Raw genomic sequence first — 2,792 nt, 5'->3', positions numbered from 1 at the left:
GGGGGGGGGGGGGTAATATGCGACGCTAATGAAGAGCCAAACAAAGGAGATGTCAATGTTCAGAAAATTGCCCGTTGTCCTGCTGGTTGCAGTAGTGATGTTTTGCAGTTTAAATGTTGCGCAAGCAACGGAATTTGCGCCGCGTAAGGGTTTCTTGATCGGCCTCGGACCGACCGTGGGCGGCGAGACCAACGCCATTAAGCAGGTCGTTGGCGGTGCAAGGTTCAGATTGGGCGGTGGTCTGAATGAAAGTCTCTTGATCTACTGGGATAGTAGCTATTTCTTCACTAGAAAAAATGGCCTCGATTATGATGTAGTTCAGGAACAGGCTAAGGTGCAATATTTCGTATACGATAATTTCTACGTCAATCTTGGCGGAGGATTTAGTAATGGTTCGGTCAGCGATAGTTCCACAACTGGCGGCGTGATAACAACGATCGAGAAATCAAAGTTTGGTTTCGTTATCGGAGGCGGCGCCGGTTATGAATTCAGGCTAACGAAGCACTTCGTTATGGCTCCGGAAGTAACATTCGATTACAACCGCATCCATGGCCTAAATTATTATCTTCCGGCAGTTTACCTGCATTTGGGATGGTATTTTTAAAATCTCATAGGAACTATCCAGACATTCGGGATTCCGAATTGAACATTTGAGTACACAAGGGTCAGGCTTGAATAATTCACTTTTCATCTATTTTACCTTTTAACCTTCCACTCCGTCGTTCCGTCCGGTTTGTCCTTGAACTCGACGCCCATATCAGTCAGCTGTTTTTTTATGGCGTCGGCCGATGCAAAGTCTTTTGCCTTTCGTGCGGTGGCGCGGTCGGCGATGAGGGTTTCTACTGCCGCGGTATCAACGCCCTTTGAGGATGTGGCGATATTCTTGCGGCGATTCTGGTACCCTTGCGGTTCGCTTCCAAATATCCCGAAAATGGCATTAAAGATGCCGGCGATCTCATGCCATTTGGAGGAGATCTGGCGAGTGAAGTCGGGGGATCCTTCGGTCGCTTTGGCTCCTTCAGGATGACAGGCGGTATCCAGATATTTATTTGTGAGCCTTACAAGCTCAAATACAACGCCGAACGCGCCGGATGAGTTAAGATCGTCATCCATGAAGTCGGTTATCTTCTTTTCAGCCGCGTTTAAAGCTTCCGCCAGCTCTTTTTCCGGCGGTGTTTTTCCTGCCTCCTGCTTCTTGCTTCCTGCTTCCAGCTTCGGCATCCTTGCCGCCATCTCATAGAACCTGTCGACCGCCACCGCCGCCTCTGAAATAGCCGCATCTGTGTAGTCGATGGCGGAACGGTAATTGCTCGAAAGCAGGAAATATCGCACCGCCTCAAAGTCGTGGCGCTTTCTTATCTCCCTTATCGTCAGGAAATTACCAAGACTCTTGCTCATCTTTTCGGCGTTGATATTTATGAAACCGTTGTGGAGCCAGTATTTGACGAACTGGCAGTCGCATGCGCCTTCGGCCTGCGCTATTTCGTTCTCGTGGTGAGGGAAGATGAGATCACTTCCGCCGCCATGGATATCAAAAGGTTGCCCCAGATATTTAGAGCTCATGGCCGAACACTCGATATGCCATCCCGGTCTGCCTTTGCCCCACGGTGACGCCCATTCGGGTTCGCCGGGTTTGGAGGCCTTCCAAAGAGCGAAGTCCAATGGATCGTTCTTTTCTTCATCAACGCTCACGCGCGCGCCCGATTCGAGGTCCTCTATGTTCTTGCCGGAAAGTTTTCCGTAAGAAGGGAACTTGCGCACACTAAAATAGATGCCGCTCTTTGTCTGATAGGCAAGACCCTTATCGAAGAGCTTCTGTATGGTCGCTATCATTTCGGGGATATGGTCCGTTGCGCGAGGCTCGATATCGGGTCTTAAATTTCCCAAGCCCGCCATATCTTCCGCATATTCCTTGATGTAAAATTCGGCCAGCTCTTTCCAGTTGCGTCCTTCTTTGTTCGCCCGATTGATTATCTTGTCGTCGATGTCGGTATAGTTCTTCGCGAACTTTACCTTGTAACCATTGAACTTCAGGTATCTAACGACCATGTCGAACGCCACGGCCGCTCTGGCGTGCCCCATGTGGCATGAATCGTAGGCGGTGATGCCGCAGACGTACATGTTCACGTTGGGCGGGTCGATGGGCGTAAATTCGACGATCTTCTTGGTTAAGGTGTTATATATTTTCATTGACTATAATGATTAGAGATATATTCCGATCATGTCAAGCCCCTCGATATAACTAGGGGCAAGGAGGTTCTTATGGAATACAGGTGTTGCAAAGTGGTCAAAAGCGTAGCCGCAAGGTTAGATGCCGGTGACGACCTTCTTTTATCGCTTAAAAAGATGGCGGAAGAGAATAATATAAAGGCCGGTTATTTTACCGTGATAGGCGGGCTCAAAAAGATAGCCTGCGGGCTTTATGAAGAGGGGAAGTATAAGAACATCGTAAAAGAGGCGCGTCATTGTTTTGAGCTTCTCTCCGCCGCCGGGAACATTACCATAAAAGAGGGGGGCGTTCTTGTTCACTCGCACATCTTTGCAACTGACGAAGAAGAGGGAATGGGCTTTGGCGGGCATTTAATGGAAGGGACCGTTGTTTCTCCATTTGTCGAGGTCTTTATGCAGGAGGTCGATATTGAGATAGGCCGGACGTTCGACCCTCAAACCAATCTCTGGCCGATGAAATTTTAGTTAAATGGGTCTTCGCGGATATGAGTGGGTGATTTGAGGGCATTTATGCCGATAGGCTCATAACATTTTTGGGTAAGTAAAAAATGATGAATACATTG

The 2,792-nt window shown here is 48.7% G+C and carries 3 protein-coding genes and 1 pseudogene (1 of these 4 running past the window's edge); 3 read left to right on the top strand and 1 reads right to left on the bottom strand.

What is annotated here, in order from left to right; all coding sequences use genetic code 11:
* Together COV46_05545 and COV46_05540 are read left to right on the top strand one after the other, a co-directional pair.
* A pseudogene (locus COV46_05545) lies at window positions 1–29 on the top strand (hypothetical protein) (it extends 166 nt beyond the left edge of the window).
* Complete coding sequence (locus COV46_05540) at window positions 29–604, top strand: hypothetical protein (GenBank protein ID PIR17092.1); 576 nt, start codon at window positions 29–31, stop codon at window positions 602–604. The pseudogene COV46_05545 and the gene COV46_05540 overlap by 1 nt, the downstream one beginning before the upstream one ends.
* 92 nt (window positions 605–696) lie before the next feature.
* On the opposite strand, the gene COV46_05535 is transcribed toward COV46_05540, so the two are convergent.
* Window positions 697–2,190 (bottom strand): cysteine--tRNA ligase, encoded by a 1,494-nt coding sequence (locus COV46_05535; protein PIR17091.1) that lies wholly within the window; start codon window positions 2,188–2,190, stop codon window positions 697–699.
* A 72-nt stretch (window positions 2,191–2,262) separates the two neighbouring features.
* Here COV46_05535 and COV46_05530 point away from each other — a divergent pair, with 72 nt between their 5' ends.
* Window positions 2,263–2,694 carry a DNA-binding protein gene (locus COV46_05530; GenBank protein PIR17090.1) on the top strand — a complete coding sequence of 144 codons (432 nt, stop codon included), beginning with the start codon at window positions 2,263–2,265 and terminating at the stop codon, window positions 2,692–2,694.
* Window positions 2,695–2,792 lie beyond the last annotated feature (98 nt).

The organism is Deltaproteobacteria bacterium CG11_big_fil_rev_8_21_14_0_20_49_13, from assembly GCA_002796305.1.
In the GTDB taxonomy this organism is placed as follows: domain Bacteria; phylum UBA10199; class UBA10199.
This window is presented reverse-complemented; position numbering and strand designations above follow the sequence as displayed.

Coding starts and splice junctions, on each gene's coding strand:
- COV46_05530 (PIR17090.1), top strand. CDS start 2,263: ATGGAATACAGGTGTTGCAAAGTGGTCAAAAGCGTAGCCGCAAGGTTA.
- COV46_05535 (PIR17091.1), bottom strand. CDS start 2,190: ATGAAAATATATAACACCTTAACCAAGAAGATCGTCGAATTTACGCCC.
- COV46_05540 (PIR17092.1), top strand. CDS start 29: ATGAAGAGCCAAACAAAGGAGATGTCAATGTTCAGAAAATTGCCCGTT.